The sequence below is a fragment of the Brevibacillus borstelensis genome (assembly GCF_037834415.1).
In the GTDB taxonomy this organism is placed as follows: Bacteria; Bacillota; Bacilli; order Brevibacillales; family Brevibacillaceae; genus Brevibacillus; species Brevibacillus borstelensis_A.
Window position 1 is genome coordinate 93,671 of the sequence record NZ_JAUMSJ010000011.1, and the last position, 21,436, is coordinate 115,106.

The following is a 21,436-nucleotide window of genomic DNA, read 5'->3' on the forward strand; positions in this document are numbered from 1 at the left end:
ATCTAAGGGTATTCCTGAGAAAAGCGGGTGTGCCTTTTACATGTGGACAATCGCGTTGATTTTGCTGGTCAGCCTGTTAACGGCAATGATCGAGACGCCTTATTTGAGAAGAAACTCGATGAAAAAGGAACTGGCGGTTTTCTTCATTTTGCTACTCATCGGGACGGGACTGAGCGTGGCCGAAGTATTGGAAGCGGATATCCCCAACCCTTTGGATTGGATCGCATTTGTTTACAAACCGTTTAGCGACATGATTTTTGGGGCCGTAAAGCATTAAAGCAGGGCAGGATAGCAGAAGGGAGAGGGAACGCAAATTGCTCGACAACGGTCGTATCAGTGCAAGGCAATTTATGATTCTCGTGACTCTTTTTGTGGTAGGCGATGCGATCTTGTACGTCCCCTCGCTTACTGCTGCCTCAGCCAAACAGGATGCCTGGATCTCAGCGTTATTGGGGTGGGGAGAAGGCATTCTGTTAACCTGCCTGTATGCCGCGCTGAGCATGCGGCATCCAAACAGGACCATCCTCCAATACAGCGAGGAGATTTTGGGCAAGTGGGCAGGGAAGCTGGTTGCCTTTCTATTCCTTTCCTACTTTTTTATCGATGCGTCGCTGATGTTAATGGAAATCGGTGATTTTGTCACTACACAAATCATGCCGGAGACTCCGATTGAAGTCATCCTCGTCCTGTTTGCGGCGATTATCGTCATGGGTGTGCGCAGTGGGGCGGAAACGATTTCTCGTACATCCGAGCTTTTGTTTCCATATTTTCTTCTGCTGTTTTTCATCTTGATTGCCTTTATTTCGCCCCAAATCAAGCTGGAAAATGCCAAGCCGGTACTGGCGAATGGGTTTGCACCCATGGTGGGGGGGAATTTCAGGTACATGCAGTACCTCCTGGAATCGGTTATTCTGATCGTCCTGTTTCCCCTTGTGAACCGGCCGGATCGGGCGGCAAAAGCCTATGTCATGGGCATTCTGTTAGCGAATTTTTTCCTGACGGTGACTACGGCTGTAGCCATTCTGGTGATTGGTCCCGACATTACCGTACTTCTCACTTACCCCAGCTACACACTTGCACAAAAAATCAGCATTGGCAATTTTTTTGAGCGGATTGAAGTCATCATGGCTGTGATTTGGTTCATCACCCTTTTTGTCAAAATCACCGTTTGCTACTATGCTACCTCCTGCGGGATTGCACAGACACTGGGACTAAGGGATTACCGCAGACTGACATTACCCTTGGCGATGATCATGGTCATCGTTGCGCTGGCGACTATGCCGAACAGACCTTACTTCGACTCCTTTGTGAATCTGATCTGGATGCCTTATTCTCTGACGTACGGCTTGTTTTTGCCGTTAGTTCTGCTTCTGGTGGGAAGCTTGCGGAAACGGTACGGAAAAATGTCTACACCGAAGACAACATGACAAGCTGCGGGTCAAATGGGGATAGGAACTTGCTATTGCTCAATCCTCGGCCTGGTCGGATAGCAGTCGGGCGATTTTACATCGGACACCTCGGACAGCTTCATCAAATAATAGCACTCTTCCCGCGACATGTGGTCGGCCATGAGCGGAGACAACACGCCCAATACTTCATCCCGAAAGCGCATTTCCGTCAATTCATGCAGGAAGGCCTGGAACAGCTGAATTTCCATTTCCGCCTGGTGATTGAAGCGGCTAAGCGCAGGGAAGCTTTGCAAATTCGTTCGGAGATAGCCGGCCAATTCAATGGCTTTTTGATAAAAATGCTCAAACTGCTTCGTAAAGCGATGGCTTTTTTGCTGAAGGTCGTGTTCCACCATGTCCAGAAGCGAAGTGATCGTGGCGGCATGCCCGGCAGCATCAGACAGCCAGAGCAGATGGTAATGAACGGCGTGAAAAGAGGGTGTTTCGCTCCTGGCGAGGTAATTGTTCAAGATGCGTTCGTACTCCTCCAATTCATTGACCATGTGGTTTAAAAACGTCGGAGGAAGGCTGATGGCAATCTTTCCAACAAGATGCCTCTCCAAAAGATGAAGCTTATATTCACGCAGTTTTTCCGTAAAGCTGCTCGCCTGTTGATTGAGTACATGAATGTCTTCGGCAGAAAGGTTGTTGCGGGCGTAATCCAAAAGCCTGTCAAACGAGTCAATAAAGTAGCTCGCTTGCTCAATTTCTCTAGTCTCCTTTGGAGCCAGCGATTGATGGATAAACCGGGCATGGTCGCCGAGTATCTGGAGCCAAAATCTATGTTCAAATAAAATATGTTCTCGTGAATCGCTTTTCACGTCATTCCCTCCCTTGTCACACCCCAACATATGTGCGGGAGCCCAAAAGTGTGAATGGGAGTCCTCTTTCTATTTGCTTGTCGGAGAGAGGATGCAATAATAAGGGTGATAAGAGGCAGGGACGAACCCTAAACTTTCTGCCAGCCTGGAAGAACCGATATTTCCCCGTCTGCATGCCCAGACCGGTTCATATCCATTTTCCAGACAATAGGCGACCAATGCGGATGCAGCGTAGATCGAGTATCCTCTTTTTCTGAACGTTTCAGTGGTTTCAACGCCAAGCTCCAGTTTGTCGCCAACGATAAACGACGCAAAAGAGGTACTGACGATCTGGTCATCATACAGCAGTGCAAAGCCTATGCCATTGGCAAGAAAATCTTCTGCCGTATTCCAAAAATATTGTGGTACGACAGACCCCTGAATGCTGTGATAAAGCTCCGCGTCTATTTTTTTCAGGGTGAATCCGTCCGGTATTTTGGTATGATCGGCACAGAGCTGAGAATGAAAACGATAATTGATTCTTTCGGTTTTCAGAAAATGCGTATGGTTGCCAGGGCGCATTTCCGGAGCGTCCAGCTTGTCTGCCGGAAGCAGCTGCTCTACTAATAAAGAAGCCAGCTTGTGCTCCCATTCATCGGGGGACGCAAGCAGCCACTTTGCTGAATATTCACTCGATGGGCCGCTGCTTAAAAAGTTTGCAAGTCCGTTGTTAAAGGACTCGTTGCGATCATTTCCGCATAAGAGAGCCATCCCGTATTTATGTATGATGAGACATACAGTGGGATGTTCTGGATCATCGACAAGCACTTGTCCGTTTACCTTGTTTTCGATCACGACTCGCGCAAACAAATTGTTAAACGGGACTTCATCCAATAGCCGAGCCGCCTTTGAATAATGATCCGGCCTCAGTTTTATCATGCACATTCCCCTTTCAAAGAGCCATCCTCAACGTGTTTTGTTTTTGGAACCGATCCGGCTGGTAGCTTCTTTCACTTTTATATGGCGATTATATAAACGGAAACAAGCCGGTACAATCGTAAATATACAGCTCTGTACCAGTACAAAAGCAGACGCTCCATAAGCAGGGAATTTGTGGCGGCTTATACATACGCAAATCGAAGGCGGGGGAGTATGAAGAGAAAATTTGAACAGATCATTGATTATATCGAGGAATTGCAAGCCCAAAATCAGCTGAAGCAGGGAGATCGCTTGCCGTCCATCAGATCGATGGCAGCCCAATTTTCCTGCAATAAAAACACCGTAATCAGGGCCTATCAGGAGCTTGAGCAAGCCCACAAGATATACGCTGTTCCCAAGGGCGGGTATTATCTGATCGGTGAAAAGAGCCCAGCAAGCGTTGCGAACGGAATCATCGATTTTACGGTGGTCATGCCCGATCCTGCATTGCTGCCCTACAGGCAATTTCATCACTGCATGAGCAAGGCCGTCGAGTTGTATCAAAATGAATTGTTTACTTACAGCGATGAACAAGGCTTGCTGTCCTTGAGAAAAGCGCTGGTTGATCACTTTGCCGATCATCAGGTGTTTGCGTCTGCGGAACAAATATTCATCACGACCGGCGCCCAGCAAGCACTGAGTATTTTGGCAAACATGTCTTTTCCCAACGGAAAGCGAACGATTTTAGTGGAACAGCCGACCTACAGTGTGATCCAGAGATTGGTGGAATTGAACGGAGATCAGCTTATCGGCATCAAGAGAGACTTCAATGGGATCGATTTCACTGAACTGGAGAGGATTTTCAAACATGAAAGCATCAAGTTTTTTTATACAATACCCAGACTGCACAATCCTCTCGGTACGAGCTTGTCTGAAAAGGACAAAAAAAGGCTGGTTCAGTTGGCGGAAAAATACGATGTCTACATCGTGGAGGATGACTATTTAGCCGATCTGGATACCACTGTCAACGCAGTCCCGGCGTATTATTATGATTTGGCAGGCAAAGTGATTTATGTAAAAAGCTTCTCGAAGGCATTCATGCCGGGAATTCGATTAGGTGCGGCGGTTATGCACGAAGCACTGAAAACGGAGTTTTTGAAACACAAGAAGTGCTCTGATTTAAACACCACTGTACTGGCTCAAGGGGCTTTGGAGATTTTTATTACGAGCGGCATGTACAAGAAACACATTCGCAAGGCCCGGCTGGAATACGGAAGGAAGATCGAATGCTTGCGCGAATGCGTCATGAACACAAACTGTACGGGCATCGATTTTGTTGTCCCGCCCATCGGTTTTTTTGTCTGGATCAGGTTACGTGAAAACATGGATCGGACAAAGCTGGAAAAAAGGCTGAGAGAGAGAAATATCTTTATCCCATCCGCGGATCGTAATTTTATTCACAATCACTCTGGCGAAAACAGCTTTTGGATATGCATAGCAAAGCTTTCAGAAGATCAAATCCGGACGGGTATCAGCATCCTGTGCGAGGAAGCATCGAGGTTGGCCGGAAAAGGACATATGTCCTTCCCTCAATAGCGCAACTATCCTTTCATAATGAGCAAGAGCTGCATGGAGGAGAGAGCGATGAGAGGGATTGTATTTGCATGTTTGGGCGGGGCCTTTCTCACTCTGCAAGGAGTAGCCAACGCCCGCATTAGTCAAGATATAGGCACCTGGCAAACAGCGGCCATTACCCAGCTGACCGGATTTGTCTCGGCCTTGCTGATCCTGCTGTTTGTCCGGGACGGAAAATGGCAAGGGTTCACCCAAGTAAAACCGCTCTATTTGACCGGCGGGACTTTGGCGGCGGTCATTATTTTCAGCAATGTCACGGCGATTCAGAGCGTTGGTGTTACTCTGGCCGTATCGGCTCTCTTGATTGCCCAGCTAAGTCTGACCTTTGTCATCGACAGCAACGGATGGTTTGGCGTGACAAAGCAAAAAATGAGGCTGCCCCAGTTCATCGGCATCGGGATGATGATCGCAGGCGTCAGCTTGCAAAATATATTCAATAGCAAAGTCAATGAACGGGCGGGGGCGTGGGCCACAACTGCATTCGTCTTGGGAATGGGATTCCTGTCTTCGCTGACGATCGGTTTGATCATGGAAGGGAAGCGTTTACTCGTCCTGCAACATATGCAGCCGTGGTACTGGCTCAGCGGTTTGATCGGGGTCGGAGTCGTAAGCTGTCTGGTGCAAGCGATGAGACTGCTTGGTCCTACGTATGCGATCTCTGTCGTTCTCACGTCGCAGCTCGGGTTTGCCCTGCTGTGGGACTCGCTGGGCTGGTTCGGTCTGGACAAGGTTCCGTTTACTTTCAAGCAGCTGTTAGGCGTGCTTGTCATAGTCGGCGGCATTCTCGCTTTTAAGCTGGGCGGTAGGCAAGAGACCAGGGGATCGTCCAAGCTGTCAGCGTAGAGTTTTGTTTGCGATTCTGCCGATGGCGATAAAATTTACCTGCATCCCCTACCCTTATCGGTTATGGCTTCCAGTACCTCAGGTTTCTCCCTGGCTATGCGCGCAGGGATTTTTTTATATCGGGCAAGCAGCGGATTGTCGTTACAAAATAACAGCGAACAGCCAGAGAATGCCCCCGATTACGGCAGCACCTAATAAGAGCATCGTCCAGCTAGGTCTTTTCCCCTGCTGCTGTTGTGCTTGTTCTTCTTCTTTTGGTTTTTTCTTTTTGAACAACAGCGGCAATTGAGAAGCAGCGATTGCAGCAATGCCCGAAAAAATCCAGAACCGCATCGTTTTCTTTGTTTCATTATCTTTCATGTTTTCCTGCCTCCTGACAGCTTCAGTATGCCTCAAACGGCCAAAAATGTTGTAAGTTGAAAAGGGGGAAGGCAGCCTTTCAGGCACTCGAGGAAAAGGACGGCTGTGAAGCAGGAGCTGCATAGAAAAATAACAGTAGGAAACTTTATGGTTAAAAAGGGTGAACGCATGAAAATAAATCATAAGGTTTCCATTTTGCTCGTAATCAGCTTGTGCCTGTTGACGATCGGCTGCAGGACAAACCACAGCGAGCAACTAAACCAGCAAAGCGTTAAATCCCCGACCACTGCCAATCTAAAGACAAAACCCGTCATATTGATCATCATAGATTCCTTGATGGACAAGCCATTGCAAGAAGCGATTCGGCAAGGCCGCGCACCCGCTTTGAAGCATCTGCTTGCCAGCGGACAATACTTCCCGAAGGTCGTTAGCTCGTTTCCCACGATGTCCGTCACGATCGACAGCACATTATTGACTGGGACATACGCAGACCGCCATCATGTGCCTGGACTTGTCTGGTACAGCGGAAAAGAAAAGCGTATGATTTACTACGGAAACGGCCCCAAGGAAGCCATGAAAATCGATCAGCTGCAAGTATTGATGGACTCCGTTTATCAGTTAAACCAGGTTCAGTTGAACAAAGAAACGAAAACGATCCATGAAGAGTTGGCGGCAAAAGGAAAAAAATCCGCGTCCATCAATGGCATTGTATTTCGGGGAAAAACGGAACACAGCTTGAAAGTCCCCCGCTGGATCTCAGCCACCACTCGATTGCCGGACAAAATGAAGGTAACAGGACCAGCATGGCTTTCCTATGCGGCGCTTGCACAACTGGACCCGAACAATCGCCATGATCCCCTGTGGAAAAAGTACGGGATGAACAACGAGTTTTCCGGTCATGACGTGGCTTTTCTGATCACGCAAAAACAGCTTCCGCCTTTCACTATCGCATATTTCCCGGAAAATGACATGACCGTCCACAGAGGGGGAATCGCGAACCTGGATGGAATAGCAAAAGCAGATCAAGCGCTGCAAGTCGCGCTAAACGCTTACGGCTCGTGGGATCAGGCGGTGAAAAACGCCATATGGATTGTCATGGGCGACAGTGCGCAAAGCGCCGTGTATGATGATCGGCAAGAAGCAACAGTTGATATAAGGACGCTGTTGGACGGGTTTCGGATCGCGAAAATCGATCAACCGGTAGGCCCCGAGGACCAGATTGTCATTTCCACCAACGAGCGTATGGCTTACATCTATGCGATCGATAAGAACGTCCGGTTAACTGACATCGTGAAGCAATTGCAGAGAGAGGACAAGCTCGATATCATCGCCGTGAAAGACGGCAAAAATGTGCGTGTTACTGCGGGAAAAACCAGCGATCAGTTTTCTTATCGGCCCGGGGGAAAATACACAGATGAGTATGGACAGACATGGACAATATCGGGAGAACCGCAGCTGGCGGATATTGCGATTACGAAAAATCGGATCAAGTATGGGAAGTATCCGGACGTTTTGGCGAGACTGTACGGCGCGATGCATTCTCACGAAGGAAGATACGTTGTCGTCACGATCAAACCTGGATATGAACTGGTCACGGAAAGCTCCCCCACCCATATAGGCGGAGGAGCTCACGGTTCGCTTCATGAAAAAGATTCCCTTGTCCCGATGATTGTAACCGGAACCGATACTCGGCCAAAAACACTGCGCATCATCGATATGAAAGAGTGGATATTGCAATTGGCAAATCCGTAGAAAAGGTTGGCAAATGTGGAAAATAGACGGGACCAACCCTTCAAGCTGCCGGAAAGAAGAGCAGGTGAAGTGCTTGGAAGTACGGATGCATCCGATGGTCACCCAAAAGAGAAGGGCTTCGGGGGTTGCCGGATGAAGCATAAAATCGGAAATGGCCCGAGAGAAGATGAAAAAAAGGCGGGATTCGCCTCTTTTTCGTTTTGGACGAGCGTTAAAAGGCCCGTTCTGGCCCTGCCATGGTTGGTTACGCTCTTGACGGATCATCCATGAACCAGGAGATGTACGAGCAACGCTTGCAAATGAGGATGGCTGCCTCTTTGTTTGCCCAGTCGAGGCCGAAAAACGTCGCTCCCCTGGAATTCAATTGTCTGTAATCCTTATCGAAGGTGTCGTTCTGACAGCAAGGACAGGTGAGAATGATCCCGCCGACTTTGTATTTCAAAACGGCTCACTCCTAGTCTTTGATACATAGCAATACGCCAGATGCCGCAAAAGGTTTCAAACAGATCAATTCACGGAAGCTTACCGCTTTCCATGCAGGCGGCTTGATATCTCGTCCAAAGTGTGGATGATTGCAAAGAGCTGGTCTGAAGTAGCAGCCATCTGTTCGGCAGAAACAGTGGACAAGGCCACCTGTTGATCAATCTTTTGCAACTGGTTGGTGATCTTCTGCAAGGATTGATGGATATCTTTTGAGGACGCGTTCGATTTATCCGCCAATTTTCGCACCTCATCGGCGACAACGGTAAAGCCGCGGCCGTGCTCGCCGGCTCTGGCAGCTTCAATGGCGGCATTGAGGCCAAGCAAATTGGTCTGCGAGGAAACCTCTGACACGAAGCCGCTGAGCTTCTCGATTTCCTCATTATGCGCTTTTAGAACATTCATGGAATGGGCAATCTCTTCATTGCATTCGGCCAGCATGGTTGCCGACTCCGCAAATGCGGAAGAGATCCGAATGGCTTCTTGTGTCGTGGACGAAAGCTCGGTTGCCATTTGCTCCATTCGCTGGCGGTATGCCAAATTTTCCTCCATGGTATCCCCGATGTATTGCTCAAGAATAATAGCAGAATCAAAGAAAACCCTTTTGCTAAGAGAACGATAAAAGGCGTTTGGATCAGGCAAGACATGGATTTTTTCGGCAAACAGGCGCAAATAGAGGGAGTATCCGCCTAAAAACCAGGAAGCGGACAAGCCGATCTTGGCATGGATCGTTCCGATTTTTTGCCGAGTGCGTATATAGTCAGCATCAATGACATCGGAAGAGAGCGTTTCCAGGTACATAAGCTGCGTTTGCTTTAATCTGTCCACGGTACTGTTGGAACGGATGATCTGATCGAGGGTGGAATATCGTTCCAATTTCTGGTAAAAGCAGTCTACAATCTCTTTTGAATAGGTCTGAAAAAAGCCGCGATGTGAATGCAAGAAGATCAGATCGTTCTCAGTCAGGCCATAAAACGCAAGTAATTCGTTCCACTTCTTGTCAAGCGTAATCATGATGTATGCCCCTTTTTAAAATAGCAAATATATTTTCAAATTTTACCAGAGTTAAAAGTAGTACGAAACCATATTTTTTTGCAGTTGGTTGTCAATTCTCCTTTTCCCGTTTTCCCAAGAATAAAACTGGAAGATACGGGCAAAATAAGAAATACGCTGTTAACAACCTTTTTCATCCCCTCACCTTGGTGAGGGTCTTTTTTTGCCTTCACATTTTGTTTATAATTGTTATTTATTTAAATTTATTATAAAAAAGTATTGATTTTATTTTAAGAAATGTTATCATTGAATCTGCAAGAACAAACTGGTGAGGTGAATGGGTGATGAGTACAAAGAAAAGCAACAACCTGACGACGAGCTGGGGTGCTCCTGTCGGTGACAACCAACATTCAATGACAGCCGGTTCTCGCGGTCCGACATTGATTCAGGACGTCCATCTGCTTGAGAAGCTGGCGCATTTCAACCGGGAGCGCGTGCCTGAGCGGGTTGTGCATGCCAAAGGTGCCGGAGCGCACGGCTATTTTGAAGTCACAAATGACCTGACAGCGCACACCAAAGCTGCTTTCCTGTCAGAAGCAGGAAAACGCACACCTCTCTTTGTTCGATTCTCGACAGTAGCCGGGGAGCTGGGTTCGGCCGATACAGTCCGGGATCCTCGCGGCTTTGCGGTCAAATTTTACACAGAAGAAGGCAACTACGATTTGGTCGGGAACAACACGCCTGTTTTCTTTATTCGGGACGCGATCAAATTCCCGGATTTCATCCATACACAAAAAAGAGATCCGAAAACGCATTTGAAAAATCCGACCGCGGTATGGGACTTCTGGTCGCTTTCGCCGGAGTCCTTGCATCAGGTGACGATTTTGATGTCCGACCGCGGCATCCCGGCTACTTACAGACATATGCACGGTTTTGGCAGTCATACGTTTAAATGGGTCAACGCCAAGGGAGAAGCCGTTTGGGTGAAATACCACTTTAAAACCGAGCAAGGCATCAAAAATCTTTCCCCGGAAACAGCGGCTCAAATCGCCGGCGAAAACCCTGACTACCATACGGAAGACTTGTTCAATGCGATTGAAAAAGGAGATTACCCGGCGTGGACCCTGTACGTCCAGATCATGTCGCTGGAGGATGTCGACACGTACCGCTTTGATCCGTTTGACGTGACCAAGGTGTGGTCGCAGAAAGATTATCCGTTGATCGAAGTGGGCCGCATGGTGTTGAATCGCAACCCGGAAAACTACTTTGCCGAGGTCGAGCAGGCAACATTCTCGCCTGGCACGTTCGTTCCCGGAATCGAGGCGTCTCCGGACAAAATGCTGCAAGGGCGCTTGTTTGCCTACCATGACGCCCACCGCTATCGGGTGGGGACCAATCACCAGATGCTGCCGATCAACCGTCCCCGCAATGAAATAAGCAACTATCAACGCGACGGGCAAATGCGCTTTGATCAAAACGGCGGCGGCTCGGTTTACTACGAGCCAAACAGCTTCGGCGGTCCGACAGAGGCGCCCGAGCACAAGCAAACGGCTTATCCGGTATCGGGGATGGCTGACAGTGTCGCTTACGACCGGGATGACCACTATACGCAGGCTGGAGATTTGTACCGCCTTATGAGCAAAGAGGAGCGCTCCCGTCTGGTTCAAAATATTGTGAATGCGATGAAGCCGGTAGCAAAAGAGGAAATCAAGCTCCGCCAAATCAGGCACTTCTACAAAGCGGACCCTGAATACGGGACTCGCGTCGCCGAGGGACTTGGCCTGTCTGTGCCGGAGGATGTGAAGTAACAGGCTCGCGAACGCCAGCGGCAGCGGTTTGGAAAACGGGAAATCTATGAAGAGGTGAAAGACGATGAGCCTTCAAAAGGTGCTATGTCCGATCTGCCAATCGGAGGTCAAGTTTTTGAAGCACAGCATTATTTGTGACTGCGGCATGCGGCTGAAGCCAAAACGGAGACGGGCGTAGCGGCAATAGACGCCTTTTGAGGGTGGAGATGAGAGAAAAAATAACCTCCGGAGAATTGATACGGAGATACGAATGAAGCAGCGGCTGATACCCGATACTCGACGAGGGGAGCAGCCGCTGCTGTTTCAACCTTTTATTCAACGAAAGGTACCATTAGGCCTCAACCCGCTCGATCAACATCCTACCTATACCTTGATTTCGGTACTGGTCTTTAACAACAAACCCTAAGACATTTACTAAGGAGTCAGAAAAAAGTAATTCATATGGGCTACCATGAATGTAACCTATCACCTCATTGTTTTGTTTACAAACAAAGATGACATCCTTTATGGACAAATGAACAGGGATATTTAGCTAAGGTTGAGGTAAATGCCATTGCTATGTCAGAGGATGCTTAACAAAGGAGAAAGGATGATAACCGTGGGAGATTTTAAAAAACTTAACGACTTTTTGAATAAATTACAGGAGAATCACATATTTTACCGACTTAGCAAGGTTCGGAAGGAGAGCATAATGGTTGAAGTGGCGGTTCCAGGCCAACGGTGGGAAATTGAATTCATGGAAGATGGAACTGTTGAGATTGAAAAATTTAGAAGTGACGGTCAATACTACGATGGAAAAGAGCTAGAGGTTCTATTTAGGGACTTCTCCGATTAGAAACGGATTTTACTTACTATTTCGGGAGTAAAAAGAAAAGCCCCCGTTAGGAGGCAATTCTCTCAGCAACTAATATGGAACGCAACAAATTCGTCTGCAGCAACCATTTGGATCATTAGAAGCAGGTTCACTGGCAGCAAATCCAACACCAGAAACAGACATAACCATCATGACTGCAAACGTGATAGCAAAAAACTTTTTCATGCTAATCACCCCCAATTCGTAATATTCTGTTAATTGTAACCTACAAATCAGAAAATATCTACCTAAAAAGGGACAATTTGGATAAAAAGAAAAGCCCCTCTTGCACGGGAGCAAAATGGATGTTCGCATCACCATTAGGATCATGGGCAATCCGCGAAGGGACGAATCTTCTTGAAGGAGGTAATGAGCGCGGACAGAAAGGGGAGTTGTTCTACATTGATGCCGATTATCAGCTGGAAAAAACGCGGCAGATTCAGCCTGCCGCGCCTTTTCGTATCGTAATTTGCCACTGGGCGTCATCGGTTTGCTCGAAGGAAACGACCTGATGCCCGTTTTTGACGGCCCATCGGGGCAAGCTTTCGGTCGCTTGCGTACAATCGAAATCGATGATCAGCTCGTGTCCGGGAGCCAACTCATGCATGGCGCTTTCCGCTTCCACCAGCGGGAAGGGGCAGACCATGCCGATAACCTGCAAATGTTTTTTCATGGCGACACTTCCTTTCCAAAGCGATCTGGTATGGGGCAGCCGAAGCCTGTTTCCGTCAGGGCTGCCTCATCGTCAAACGGCTACAGTCTGGCCGGGAGCCGCCCCGGCGCTGGCCTTGCGTCTTCCGCGGATAATGACGAAGTAAGTGGCCACCCAAGTGCCCAAAATGATAAACAAAGTGGCGACCCAGCCCTGCCAGGTGAACAGCGACGTGTTGACCAGCCCGTTCCCGATCGTGCAGCCCCCCGCGATGCTGGCTCCGAAGCCCATGAACAGGCCGCCGAAGAAGTTGTTGCGGATCGTTTTGATGTCAGGCAGCCTCCAGCGGAACTCGCCGCTGCCTCTGGCCGCGATATAGGATCCAAGCGCGATGCCGATGACCAGAAAAACCGCCCAGTCCAGGAATTTGACCTCTCCGGTCGTAATGTAACGCAAGAGGTTGCCGCTAGGCGTCGTGATGCCGAGGCCAAACATGCGGCCGGTCGCTTCGCTCATGGGCCAGGCCGCGATCGCGATGACGCCGACGATCAGCGCGGTGACAAACGGATGCCAGCGTTTTTCAAACAGCAGATGAGCAAGCCCTGTTTTTCGCCGCTTTAACGTCGGCACGGCGAAGGACGGCTGACGCAAATGTCTCCAGACGATCAGCGAGACGAGGACGGCAAACAGGACGACGAGTACCCATGGGGAGATACCCAATGTCGTGTAGATAAACACGTCCCCGCTCTTTTGTCCGGTCAAGGCATCGGCAGCCGGCTTCAAAACTCCCCATTTTGTCGCCACTGTCCCCAGCATGTAGGCGAACAGCGCGATCCAGCTGCCCAGAAGCCCTTCGCCCGCGCGGTACCAGGTACCGGTCGCGCAGCCTCCGGCAAGGACGATCCCAAGGCCGAAGATAAATCCGCCAAGCGTCGCGCCCAGCCAGGTGAACGGAACCTCCGACAACTGGATCAGCCCGAGACCCGCCAGCGCATAAACGCCGATGCTCTGTACGGCGATGGCGATCAAAACGGCGATGAACATGCGATTGTCCTTGACCAGGATGACATCGCGATAGGCGCCGACCACGCAAAACCGCCCCCTCTGCAGGACAAAGCCGAGAGCGAGCCCGCACAGAAGTCCCAATACAATTTTCGCTGCCATGTTCATCCTCCCCAAGCGTGGTATCTTGATTTAACATTATAAATACATTAATTCCGATATGTCAAATGCGAATTGTGCGAAAAGTTTTTTAGGCGTGCTCCTCCTGATCCTCGCCGCTTCTGGCGTATCCTCTGCCTCAAATAGCAAAGAGGGGTTTTTTGTGCATGCAGCTTGCCGCAGCACATTCAAAATGAAGGATATACTTCATTTTTTGATTTGTATTGAATGAAATATTATCAAGTATTAGAATATTCAATATACAAAACTTGCCTAAGCCAGCGAGAACGTAAAGGAACCAGTAAGGGAGCAAAGAAAGATGAACCGTGAGCCCAGCTACAAGGAGAAAATCCGGGTTCAGTACGGAAAGCTGACCGCCAGCCAGAAGATCCTCGCCAGGTTTGTCCTTGAGCGCGCGGATATGATCGCGATGCATTCGGCGAGAAAGGTGGCGGATATGACGCAAATGAGCGAAGCGACTGTCATTCGGTTTTGCTATGCGCTCGGTTATTCCGGATACACCCAGCTTCAGGAAGAGATCAGAAAGTCGCTGATTCCGGCTGACTACCAGAGAGGACCCGTTGAACATTACCGCGATGCGACGGGCGGCCAGATTCATTCGGAGAATTTTGTCCAGTTTACGCTGGAAGCGCAGCATAAGGCAATTTCTCAAACAGAGGCCAGCCTGTCCGAGGAATCATGCCGCACCGCCGTAGACATGATCCTCCGCGCGTCGAAAATCATGGTGGTAGGCTACATGTGGAACCAAATTCCGGCCAAATGGTTTTCATCCGCGCTGAACACCATTAAAGGGAACACCAGCATGTATACGGGAGCAATGGATCACGCCGACTACTTCATCGCGGAACAAGACAAGGACTGGCTGGTCATCGTCATCTCGTTTCCCCGCCACTCCAGGGAAGTTGTCAGATTGGTGAAAACGGTAAAAGAGATGGGCGCAAAGATCATGGCCATAACGGATGGAGAATTGTCACCCGTGGCGACGGAAGCGGACTTGCTGGTCAAAGTGCAGACTCCGCAGCCTTCCATGACGAATGGAATGCCGATCATTTTTTCCACGCTCAATGTGCTTTTAAACGGAATCATGGTGATGGACGCTGAGAGAGTGCAAAAGCGGCTTCGCCATTTTGATGAAGCCAGCGGCAAATTTTATTCCTTTGCCGCAGACGAAGACATGAAGGAGGAGATCTGAATGCTGGCTCAAGCGTTTCAGCTGTTGGAGGAAAGCTATCAGGAAATGGTGGAGATCCGCCGCGATTTGCATCGAAACCCGGAGCTCTCCTTTCAGGAAGTAAGGACGTCCCGATTGATTGCGGATTACTTGCGCGATTTGGGCTTGGCGGTGCGGACAGAGGTCGGAGGCAGGGGCGTAGTAGCCAGACTGCCCGGCCGAAAACGGCACAAGACGGTCGCTTTGCGCGCTGACTTTGACGCCCTGCCGATCCAGGATGAGAAAAACGTTCCGTACAAGTCTACTGTTCCCGGCGTCATGCATGCTTGCGGCCATGACGTTCATACGGCTGCGCTTCTCGTGACGGCAAAAGTGCTGACCGGAATGCAGGAACACCTGAAGGGCGACATCGTGTTTGTTTTTCAGCATGCGGAGGAGCAGGTACCCGGGGGCGCCCGGGCCATGATCGAGGATGATTGCCTGGAGGGCGTGGACGTGATTTACGGAGCGCATGTCGCTTCCATCGCTCCGCTCGGGATGGTCGGTATACGGTCCGGGAGCACGACAGCCGCCGCTGATGAATTTGAGATCGTGATCGGCGGCAAAGGGGGCCACGGCGCTTTTCCGCATACATCCGTCGATCCGCTGGTAACTGCCTGCCAACTGGTTGTCAGCCTGCAGCAGATCGTCAGCCGCCGCGTCGACCCGTTAAAGGCGGCAGTGCTTACCGTGGGCACGTTTCAAGCCGGATCGGCTCCCAATGTGATCCCGGACACAGCCAAAATCACGGGGACTGTTCGCACATTTGACGAGGAGGTCCGCGAGCTGATGGAGCAGACAATCAGGCAAGTCGCGACCTGCACGGCCGAAGGAGCGGGAGCGGCGGCAACCATCTCCTATACGAGGGGGTATCCTTCGGTATGGAACGACCCTTGTGAAGCGTCACGTGTCGAAAGCGTGGCCGCACAGGTGTTCGGAAAAGAGAAGATCTTGCCGATCGAGCCGTTGATGGGGGCGGAAGACTTTTCCTACTATCTCCAAAGGGTGCCGGGATGCTTTTTCTATGTAGGCGGGGGAAATAAAGAAATCGGGGCGACCTATCCGCACCATCACCCGCTGTTTGACGTTGACGAGAGATCCATGCTGTATATCGGGAAGCTGTTTGTTTCCCTGGTCAGTCACTGCTTGTCAGAATAGTCGGTTAAACAAAAGGGGTAGGTCGCTATGGGAATTGTAACGGTCGTGTTTCTCTTTGTTCTCTATATGATCAACTACGTGGACAAATCGATCGCAGGCTACTCCGCCGAGCAGATCACGGAGCAGATGCAGCTTGATCCCGCACAGTGGGGAATGGTAGGCAGCAGTTTTTACTGGCTGTTTGCCATCGCCGGCGTCATCGGGGCCGGACTGTCCGACCGGATCGGGACGAAGAAAGTCCTGCTGATCATGGCTGTCATCTGGACGGTCGTACAGCTCGGCGCCTACGCGATCACCAGCCTGCCGCTGTTGATTGTGGCGAGGATGCTGCTCGGAGCGGGAGAGGGCCCTACCTGGCCTGTGATCGTCAGCCATATCAGCAAATGGTTTCCGGAAGAAAAACGGGGGTTTATTTTTGCCTTGCTGACCTTCGGCGCATCGGTTGGGGCCAGCCTGTTTACGCCCCTTTTGGTGCGCTCCATCGAGACGGCGGGCTGGCAGACGACATGGGCCATTTTGGGCAGCCTCAGCCTGGTCTGGTTCATTCTGTGGCTGTTCATCGGAGCGGAACGTCCGGGAAGTGGGCTGCCTGAGCGGGAGGCTGCTGTGCCGGCGGTACCGGCTGAAACGAAGTGGTCCGATGTATTCGCCACGGTCCTGTCCGCAAATTTCGCTTGCTCATTTTTCATCTACTTCGCACAGATTTGGGGAGTCACCTTTGTGCTGGTCTGGATGCCCACCTACCTGGTCAAGGTCTTCCACTTCACTTCGGCCGAGATGAGCAGTGCCGTAGCGGTCATTGGAGTGGTATCCGGGGTGATCACGCTGGCAACCTGCATATTGGCTGATTATTTGTTCAGAAAGACCAAGCGGCATCGCAAATCATATGTCCGAGTCGGCGGGATTGCCGTCACGGCAGGCGGTGTGTTGTTCAGCTTGATACCATGGGTCCAGTCGCCCTCCATGCTGATCGCCATTTTTTGCGCGGGACTTGGCTTGACCGTTTCGGCGGGCAGTCTCGTCTCCGTGATCGGCAGCACGCTGCTGCCTGCCCGGACAGGATTGATCATGGGGATCATGTCCGGCCTGGTTACGATAGCGGGGATCGTATCGCCGATCGTCACCGGAGCGATCGTCAAATCGGCTGCGGACGACATCGCCCTTGGGTTTAATCAGGCATTGCTTCTCAATTCGGGACTGTACCTCGTCTCGGGCGTACTGTTTTATCTGCTCGTCAAACGTAAAGAGCGGGACGCATCGCTGTCAGGGGAAGGATTGGCAAAGGCAAACTGAAAAACGAGGAGGCTGTAAAATGAGCGAAACGATTTCATTTGTGGCGACCGGCGATTACTTGCAAACCAGAAGGATTCCCAGCTATGAGGATGAGCATTTTCAAAAGATCGCGGCATTGCTGCAGCGGGCGGATGCCCGGATCACCAATCTGGAAATCCACGTTTCCTACAACGAAGGAACGCCTGCCGCCATCTCAGGCGGGACCCACATCCAGACTACTCCAGACCGGCTGGACGATCTGAAAGCATACGGATTCAATCTGGTCGGGACGGCCAACAACCACATGATGGACTTCCAGCAGGACGGCTTGCTTGTCATGCAAAAGTACTTGCGTGAGTACGGGATTCTTCACGCAGGCTCCGGAGAAAATCTGTTTGAGGCCGGCAAACCGGCTTATCTGGATACGCCCAATGGCCGCGTCGCCTTGATCGCGGTCGCGTCATCCGCCCATCTTACCCATATGGCGTCCGAGCAGCGGCGCGACATGAAGGGCCGCCCTGGCGTGAACGGCCTGAGGCATATTAAAAGGCATGTGATATCCGGCGAAGAGCTTGCCGCGCTGCGGCGAATCGCGGAAAAAACGGAAGTAAACGGCATGTTTGAAATGATGGTGGAGGAGTCGTTCATCTCGCCGCTGCCGGACAATCTGCTTCCTTTTGGCTACGACATGTACGGCTTCCCGATGCTGTTTCAGGCAGGAGAAGAGGAGGGAGCTTCGTCTGTCCCGCATGAACAGGATATGCGCCGATTGGAAAACACCATCGATGATGCGGCGCGTCAGGCCGATTATGTCATCGTCAGCTTCCACGCCCATGAAATGAAGGGAGCGCAAAAGCAGATTTCGGCGGAGTTTGTCGAGAGCGCGGCGAGACGCTTTATTGATGCCGGTGCTCACGCCGTGGTGGGACACGGTCCGCACGCGCTCCGAGGGATCGAAATTTACCGCCGTCGTCCGATCTTTTACAGCTTGTGCGATTTCGTTTTTCAGGACGAAACAGTGGAGGCGCTGCCGCAGGATTTTTACGACGCCAATAAAATCCCTGATGGCTATGCCGTCATGCAGGCGATGGATTGGAAGACGCAAAACGGCACAAAGGGCCTCGTGAAAAGCCCGGATGCCATGGAATCGGTGATTGCGGCCTGGAGCATGGCCGAGGGAGATCTGAAAGAAATCGTCCTGTATCCGATCGAGCTAGGCTATGAGATGAGAAGGCACCAGAGCGGCTTTCCGCGGATCACCGCAAATGAAGCGATTCTGAAACGGGTCCAAGAGCTGTCCAGTCCTTATGGTACAGAATTGACCATCGAAAATGGCGTGGGTGTGATCAGGCTGTAGGGCTGGTTTCCTTGCTTTGGCGGGAGCCTTACCTTGCAACGATTAAGCGGAGACAGCAAGACGATCGTGCATGTGGAGGATATTCCGCTGGCATACCTGCCCGGCAATGCGATCCTCATCCGCGTGAAGGCGGCGGGCTTGCTTCAGGCTTGAAGCATAGAGAATAAAGCAGAAACAGAAAATCAGAAGACTGATTCTGTCCTGTTGCATGAAATGCCGGCAGCGCATGGTCATCCCGCGTTCGGCTGTTTTGTCCCTCGCTCAGGCGGGGGACTTTTTCGAGGGAAGAGCAAAACATGGCGCAAGCCGGTACGAATGAGGCTTTCCTCAACGAACAAAAAATAAACTCCGCAAGAAAGCTGCGGAGGCACGAGAGATCGACTGGTTTGTTAGCTGCTGAAGAAACCGCTCTTGGAGCGTTTCTTCTTTTTGTAATAGGAGCTGCCGTAATAGGCATGCCCGTTTCCGTGAGAATGACTGTGGCTGTTTCTGTGGTGGTAATCGCTGCTGCTGTACTTCTTGTATTTGTGAGAATGAGACTTCGCATGTTTCCCGACAAGGCTGCCCAGCAGTTTTTTTAACACGAGCATCACTCCCGCAGTTGATGGTTGTTCTATCGTATACGATTGGGACGAAGCGAGGTTTCATTACTTAGCCCGGTGCGGGTCATTTTCTTGACATTCATTACCGACTTCGTTTTACACAGCGGTGGTATTGGAGTCTCGAAACATGAAAACGAAAAAGGTAAACCAGATTAAAAAGCCGGCTAACCTAATATTTGAAATCCCTCAGTCACCTGAGCTATCATCTTGAATATACACTATGGTTGACCGATAAACTCTCGCAGACTTTTTACATTCAGTTCTTCCAGTTTCTTTCCTTCCTTTGCTTCTTCACTGGTTACTTCCCAAACGTTGGAGATGACACCTTTCGCGTTTATGCTTGCCTTCTTATTTGGATCCAACGTCAACCAGTAGACATGATTTTTCCCGCTCTCCTGTTCCTTGAAAGTAATAAACGCTTTGTTGCCGTCCTTGTGCACAAATAATCCCGGCATGAAATCTCCAGATGTAATGATGTTTGTAATAGCGTCTATAGCAGCCCTTTTTAACAAAGAGGCATTCTTCGATGACTGGATTTCCTTGATGCTTTTAGGGGCTGAATGCAGGCTATAGTATGTGTAATCACTGGTATCGATGTCAAATGTTTCAAAAGCATCTTGAAATGCCTCAAACATCTTTCTCTCTACTTCCTGCTCCACGTAATCACTCCACGCCTGTTCTTCTTTTGTTTGAGCAATAAACTCTTGCCCTTTAAGCGACGGTTTTAATTCGGCCGAGTTTGCTACTGTAGTGCTGGAGCCTGTACCAAAAACTAGCAGGAAGGCAAAAAAGGACGTTGCCCCCAGACCTTTCATCAGCTTCATAATTACTACCTCCCTATCGAGTGTTCATCATTATAAAATATTATGGTCTAAAGGCGTATTTTTTTGTAACTTTATCGCTATCTTCGTCAATCAAATCTCCATCCCAAAGTTCGCCGTCGACTGAACACACCCAATAAAGGTCGTCACCTTCTTTGTCACTTGTTATGGTCACTGTGACAGTCTTGTTATCAGTATCGCTGGATATACTCCTCCAGGAAGCATTATTCTGTAATATCGTACGATTTTCAATTCTTTGATACTTGTTAACATCACCATTCGGTTTGACAGTCCCTTTTCCAATTGCTCTATAATATGACGAAGACTCAGAAAAGGTAATGCTTGCTGTTGCTGTAACGCTGGAATAAGCAAACGCTGGCATGGTAAATGCAAGAAGTGTAAGTGCAGAAGCTGCCGGGACAACAACTTTCGAACTTAACAATCTTTTCAAAATATTACTTCCAGTTCCTAATTTTTCGATCTCTGACATCTTACACGATTATACAAATTATGGCAAGTTCTGTATGGGTATGGATAAAAAGGAGAGGACTCGTACTTGGAGGATCTCCTGAGCGCTGTCCCATCAATGAGAAAACAGGCTGCCTTGGATGGCGGCCTGTTCAACTGTGTGTTTTTTTACGTATGGAACTGCCAGTTACGTTTGCCACGGCTGGATGATCCCGCAGGCAAGGCGCTTGCCGGAGTTGCCCGCGGGCTCGGTGCGATAGTCGTCCGGATTTTGATGGATGATGATCGTTTTCCCGATGATGTCTCTCACCTGAAAGCGGTTCGTGAAAAAGCTCATGCGGGCATAGCCGTCATTGGAGAAGAGCACGGGAAAATCGCTTGCGTGGTTGCCGTGCGGCTGATTCGTAGGATTCCAGTGTTCTCCCGCGCGCTTGAACGGATCGCGCGGGTCGCCGATTTCGCAGGTGGTCCCATCGTGGATATGGAAGCCATGGGGTCCGATCGGCTGCCGGCCTGACGATCTTGGTCTGAAGGGGGGAAGACCGCTCACTTCGACGAGGACTTCAGTGCCATAGGGAACGTCGGTAAACGTCACATACCCCTGCAGATTGGGAGCGAGGGGACCGCCCTGTATCCAGGCGATTGCCTGTGCATGCTGACCATGCGTTTGGTCTGAATCCGAGACGGGATAAGGATAGGGAAACCCTTGGTTTGGGTAGTTGTACATAGACGCCCTCCATTTTTCATTTTTCCACTGCCCATTGTATCTTACGGGGAGGGTAGGCATTGTGTTCTGGCTTTTCGGAAGGTTGTCGCTGCCGCCG

Annotated in this window: 24 protein-coding genes; 12 read left to right on the top strand and 12 right to left on the bottom strand. The window is 50.2% G+C overall.

Features of this window, described 5'->3' with window-relative positions; all coding sequences use genetic code 11:
- Positions 1 to 40 precede the first annotated feature (40 nt).
- Entirely contained in the window at positions 41 to 277 is a 237-nt protein-coding gene (locus Q3F21_RS11815; protein WP_340252716.1) for a hypothetical protein, read from the top strand.
- Positions 278 to 314: 37 nt separating this feature from the next.
- The gene (locus tag Q3F21_RS11820) at positions 315 to 1,427 is read left to right on the top strand and encodes an endospore germination permease (RefSeq protein ID WP_340252718.1); all 1,113 of its coding nucleotides are present in this window, start codon (positions 315 to 317) and stop codon (positions 1,425 to 1,427) included.
- 32 nt (positions 1,428 to 1,459) lie between these two features.
- Here the strand turns inward: Q3F21_RS11820 and Q3F21_RS11825 are convergent, their stop codons facing one another.
- Together Q3F21_RS11825 and Q3F21_RS11830 are read right to left on the bottom strand one after the other, a co-directional pair.
- Positions 1,460 to 2,269 carry a DUF2935 domain-containing protein gene (locus tag Q3F21_RS11825; protein WP_340252720.1) on the bottom strand — a complete coding sequence of 270 codons (810 nt, stop codon included), beginning with the start codon at positions 2,267 to 2,269 and terminating at the stop codon, positions 1,460 to 1,462.
- 69 nt (positions 2,270 to 2,338) lie between these two features.
- Positions 2,339 to 3,187, bottom strand: coding sequence for a GNAT family N-acetyltransferase (locus Q3F21_RS11830; protein WP_340252722.1), 849 nt, complete (start codon positions 3,185 to 3,187; stop codon positions 2,339 to 2,341).
- Positions 3,188 to 3,400: 213 nt separating this feature from the next.
- On the opposite strand from Q3F21_RS11830, the gene Q3F21_RS11835 reads away from it, so the two are divergent.
- Together Q3F21_RS11835 and Q3F21_RS11840 are read left to right on the top strand one after the other, a co-directional pair.
- Positions 3,401 to 4,762, top strand: coding sequence for a PLP-dependent aminotransferase family protein (locus Q3F21_RS11835; RefSeq protein ID WP_340252724.1), 1,362 nt, complete (start codon positions 3,401 to 3,403; stop codon positions 4,760 to 4,762).
- Between the two features lie 48 nt (positions 4,763 to 4,810).
- Positions 4,811 to 5,644, top strand: coding sequence for a DMT family transporter (locus Q3F21_RS11840; RefSeq protein WP_340252726.1), 834 nt, complete (start codon positions 4,811 to 4,813; stop codon positions 5,642 to 5,644).
- 141 nt (positions 5,645 to 5,785) lie between these two features.
- Here Q3F21_RS11840 and Q3F21_RS11845 read toward each other — a convergent pair whose 3' ends face one another.
- Positions 5,786 to 6,004 carry a hypothetical protein gene (locus Q3F21_RS11845; RefSeq protein WP_340252728.1) on the bottom strand — a complete coding sequence of 73 codons (219 nt, stop codon included), beginning with the start codon at positions 6,002 to 6,004 and terminating at the stop codon, positions 5,786 to 5,788.
- Positions 6,005 to 6,172: 168 nt separating this feature from the next.
- On the opposite strand from Q3F21_RS11845, the gene Q3F21_RS11850 reads away from it, so the two are divergent.
- The gene (locus Q3F21_RS11850; protein ID WP_340252730.1) at positions 6,173 to 7,756 is read left to right on the top strand and encodes an alkaline phosphatase family protein; all 1,584 of its coding nucleotides are present in this window, start codon (positions 6,173 to 6,175) and stop codon (positions 7,754 to 7,756) included.
- 244 nt (positions 7,757 to 8,000) lie between these two features.
- Here the strand turns inward: Q3F21_RS11850 and Q3F21_RS11855 are convergent, their stop codons facing one another.
- Positions 8,001 to 8,198, bottom strand: a complete 198-nt coding sequence (locus Q3F21_RS11855) for a hypothetical protein (RefSeq protein WP_340252732.1) — start codon at positions 8,196 to 8,198, stop codon at positions 8,001 to 8,003.
- A gap of 80 nt (positions 8,199 to 8,278) precedes the next feature.
- A complete protein-coding gene (locus tag Q3F21_RS11860) occupies positions 8,279 to 9,250 on the bottom strand; it encodes a protoglobin domain-containing protein (RefSeq protein ID WP_340252734.1) in 972 nt (323 codons plus the stop codon).
- Between the two features lie 323 nt (positions 9,251 to 9,573).
- Between Q3F21_RS11860 and katA the strand changes: the two genes are divergently transcribed.
- Complete coding sequence (gene katA / locus Q3F21_RS11865) at positions 9,574 to 11,037, top strand: catalase KatA (protein WP_340252736.1); 1,464 nt, start codon at positions 9,574 to 9,576, stop codon at positions 11,035 to 11,037.
- A gap of 331 nt (positions 11,038 to 11,368) precedes the next feature.
- On the opposite strand, the gene Q3F21_RS11870 is transcribed toward katA, so the two are convergent.
- Entirely contained in the window at positions 11,369 to 11,551 is a 183-nt protein-coding gene (locus Q3F21_RS11870) for a GNAT family N-acetyltransferase (RefSeq protein WP_340252738.1), read from the bottom strand.
- A gap of 84 nt (positions 11,552 to 11,635) precedes the next feature.
- On the opposite strand from Q3F21_RS11870, the gene Q3F21_RS11875 reads away from it, so the two are divergent.
- Positions 11,636 to 11,872: a hypothetical protein gene (locus tag Q3F21_RS11875; protein WP_340252740.1), complete on the top strand. Its 237-nt coding sequence runs from the start codon at positions 11,636 to 11,638 to the stop codon at positions 11,870 to 11,872.
- A 69-nt stretch (positions 11,873 to 11,941) separates the two neighbouring features.
- On the opposite strand, the gene Q3F21_RS11880 is transcribed toward Q3F21_RS11875, so the two are convergent.
- From Q3F21_RS11880 to Q3F21_RS11890, 3 genes are all read right to left on the bottom strand, one after another.
- Positions 11,942 to 12,076, bottom strand: coding sequence for a hypothetical protein (locus Q3F21_RS11880; protein ID WP_340252742.1), 135 nt, complete (start codon positions 12,074 to 12,076; stop codon positions 11,942 to 11,944).
- A gap of 253 nt (positions 12,077 to 12,329) precedes the next feature.
- The gene (locus tag Q3F21_RS11885) at positions 12,330 to 12,563 is read right to left on the bottom strand and encodes a sulfurtransferase TusA family protein (RefSeq protein ID WP_340252744.1); all 234 of its coding nucleotides are present in this window, start codon (positions 12,561 to 12,563) and stop codon (positions 12,330 to 12,332) included.
- Positions 12,564 to 12,635: 72 nt separating this feature from the next.
- On the bottom strand, positions 12,636 to 13,706 hold the full coding sequence (locus tag Q3F21_RS11890; RefSeq protein ID WP_340252746.1) for a YeeE/YedE thiosulfate transporter family protein: 1,071 nt from the start codon (positions 13,704 to 13,706) through the stop codon (positions 12,636 to 12,638).
- Positions 13,707 to 14,022: 316 nt separating this feature from the next.
- On the opposite strand from Q3F21_RS11890, the gene Q3F21_RS11895 reads away from it, so the two are divergent.
- The 5 genes from Q3F21_RS11895 to Q3F21_RS27430 all read left to right on the top strand — a co-directional run bounded on the left by Q3F21_RS11895 (position 14,023) and on the right by Q3F21_RS27430 (position 19,302).
- Positions 14,023 to 14,916, top strand: coding sequence for a MurR/RpiR family transcriptional regulator (locus Q3F21_RS11895; RefSeq protein ID WP_340252748.1), 894 nt, complete (start codon positions 14,023 to 14,025; stop codon positions 14,914 to 14,916).
- Complete coding sequence (locus Q3F21_RS11900; protein WP_340252750.1) at positions 14,917 to 16,092, top strand: amidohydrolase; 1,176 nt, start codon at positions 14,917 to 14,919, stop codon at positions 16,090 to 16,092.
- 27 nt (positions 16,093 to 16,119) lie between these two features.
- On the top strand, positions 16,120 to 17,385 hold the full coding sequence (locus tag Q3F21_RS11905; protein ID WP_340252752.1) for an MFS transporter: 1,266 nt from the start codon (positions 16,120 to 16,122) through the stop codon (positions 17,383 to 17,385).
- Between the two features lie 19 nt (positions 17,386 to 17,404).
- A complete protein-coding gene (locus tag Q3F21_RS11910; RefSeq protein WP_340252754.1) occupies positions 17,405 to 18,721 on the top strand; it encodes a CapA family protein in 1,317 nt (438 codons plus the stop codon).
- A gap of 296 nt (positions 18,722 to 19,017) precedes the next feature.
- Positions 19,018 to 19,302 (top strand): hypothetical protein, encoded by a 285-nt coding sequence (locus tag Q3F21_RS27430; RefSeq protein WP_425341244.1) that lies wholly within the window; start codon positions 19,018 to 19,020, stop codon positions 19,300 to 19,302.
- 239 nt (positions 19,303 to 19,541) lie between these two features.
- Here Q3F21_RS27430 and Q3F21_RS11920 read toward each other — a convergent pair whose 3' ends face one another.
- The 3 genes from Q3F21_RS11920 to Q3F21_RS11930 form a co-directional block, all read right to left on the bottom strand.
- Positions 19,542 to 20,147 (bottom strand): hypothetical protein, encoded by a 606-nt coding sequence (locus Q3F21_RS11920; RefSeq protein WP_340252758.1) that lies wholly within the window; start codon positions 20,145 to 20,147, stop codon positions 19,542 to 19,544.
- A gap of 40 nt (positions 20,148 to 20,187) precedes the next feature.
- Complete coding sequence (locus Q3F21_RS11925; protein ID WP_340252760.1) at positions 20,188 to 20,595, bottom strand: hypothetical protein; 408 nt, start codon at positions 20,593 to 20,595, stop codon at positions 20,188 to 20,190.
- 204 nt (positions 20,596 to 20,799) lie between these two features.
- Complete coding sequence (locus Q3F21_RS11930) at positions 20,800 to 21,339, bottom strand: superoxide dismutase family protein (RefSeq protein WP_340252762.1); 540 nt, start codon at positions 21,337 to 21,339, stop codon at positions 20,800 to 20,802.
- Positions 21,340 to 21,436 lie beyond the last annotated feature (97 nt).

What these genes read in the sequence shown, in the direction of transcription:
- Q3F21_RS11815 (WP_340252716.1), top strand. Translation starts at nt 41, where the DNA reads ATGTGGACAATCGCGTTGATTTTGCTGGTCAGCCTGTTAACGGCAATG.
- Q3F21_RS11830 (WP_340252722.1), bottom strand. Translation starts at nt 3,187, where the DNA reads ATGATAAAACTGAGGCCGGATCATTATTCAAAGGCGGCTCGGCTATTG.
- Q3F21_RS11835 (WP_340252724.1), top strand. Translation starts at nt 3,401, where the DNA reads ATGAAGAGAAAATTTGAACAGATCATTGATTATATCGAGGAATTGCAA.
- Q3F21_RS11840 (WP_340252726.1), top strand. Translation starts at nt 4,811, where the DNA reads ATGAGAGGGATTGTATTTGCATGTTTGGGCGGGGCCTTTCTCACTCTG.
- Q3F21_RS11845 (WP_340252728.1), bottom strand. Translation starts at nt 6,004, where the DNA reads ATGAAAGATAATGAAACAAAGAAAACGATGCGGTTCTGGATTTTTTCG.
- Q3F21_RS11850 (WP_340252730.1), top strand. Translation starts at nt 6,173, where the DNA reads ATGAAAATAAATCATAAGGTTTCCATTTTGCTCGTAATCAGCTTGTGC.
- Q3F21_RS11860 (WP_340252734.1), bottom strand. Translation starts at nt 9,250, where the DNA reads ATGATTACGCTTGACAAGAAGTGGAACGAATTACTTGCGTTTTATGGC.
- katA (WP_340252736.1), top strand. Translation starts at nt 9,574, where the DNA reads ATGAGTACAAAGAAAAGCAACAACCTGACGACGAGCTGGGGTGCTCCT.
- Q3F21_RS11880 (WP_340252742.1), bottom strand. Translation starts at nt 12,076, where the DNA reads ATGAAAAAGTTTTTTGCTATCACGTTTGCAGTCATGATGGTTATGTCT.
- Q3F21_RS11885 (WP_340252744.1), bottom strand. Translation starts at nt 12,563, where the DNA reads ATGAAAAAACATTTGCAGGTTATCGGCATGGTCTGCCCCTTCCCGCTG.
- Q3F21_RS11890 (WP_340252746.1), bottom strand. Translation starts at nt 13,706, where the DNA reads ATGGCAGCGAAAATTGTATTGGGACTTCTGTGCGGGCTCGCTCTCGGC.
- Q3F21_RS11895 (WP_340252748.1), top strand. Translation starts at nt 14,023, where the DNA reads ATGAACCGTGAGCCCAGCTACAAGGAGAAAATCCGGGTTCAGTACGGA.
- Q3F21_RS11900 (WP_340252750.1), top strand. Translation starts at nt 14,917, where the DNA reads ATGCTGGCTCAAGCGTTTCAGCTGTTGGAGGAAAGCTATCAGGAAATG.
- Q3F21_RS11905 (WP_340252752.1), top strand. Translation starts at nt 16,120, where the DNA reads ATGGGAATTGTAACGGTCGTGTTTCTCTTTGTTCTCTATATGATCAAC.
- Q3F21_RS11910 (WP_340252754.1), top strand. Translation starts at nt 17,405, where the DNA reads ATGAGCGAAACGATTTCATTTGTGGCGACCGGCGATTACTTGCAAACC.
- Q3F21_RS27430 (WP_425341244.1), top strand. Translation starts at nt 19,018, where the DNA reads ATGGCGCAAGCCGGTACGAATGAGGCTTTCCTCAACGAACAAAAAATA.
- Q3F21_RS11920 (WP_340252758.1), bottom strand. Translation starts at nt 20,147, where the DNA reads ATGAAGCTGATGAAAGGTCTGGGGGCAACGTCCTTTTTTGCCTTCCTG.
- Q3F21_RS11930 (WP_340252762.1), bottom strand. Translation starts at nt 21,339, where the DNA reads ATGTACAACTACCCAAACCAAGGGTTTCCCTATCCTTATCCCGTCTCG.